Below are 237 nucleotides of genomic sequence, written 5' to 3'. Positions count from 1 at the left end.
CCCTGGCCATAAGGACCGGGCCACATGTCCCAGCCAGCTTTGCTCGAAATGATCAGCTCGTCGCGGTAATGCTTGAAATCTTCGCGCAGCAACCGGCCAAAGTTGATCTCGGCGCTGCCGTAAGGCGGGCCGTAGTTATTGGCCAGGTCGAAGTGGTTGATGCCTAAGTCGAACGCAGTGCGCAGCAGGGCGCGCTGGGTGGCGATCGGCGTGCTGTCGCCGAAGTTGTGCCACAAC

The 237-nt window shown here is 60.8% G+C and carries 1 protein-coding gene; it reads right to left on the bottom strand.

Annotated elements, in window-relative coordinates; all coding sequences use genetic code 11:
* A partial coding sequence (locus AC0L20_RS41815; protein ID WP_473295964.1) for an aldo/keto reductase occupies positions 1-237 on the bottom strand: 237 nt, incomplete at both ends.

The sequence above is a fragment of the Bradyrhizobium sp. Kon58 genome (genome assembly GCF_055807455.1).
The sequence above is the reverse complement of the archived record's forward strand: the minus strand, read 5'-3'. Positions and strand labels throughout refer to the sequence as shown.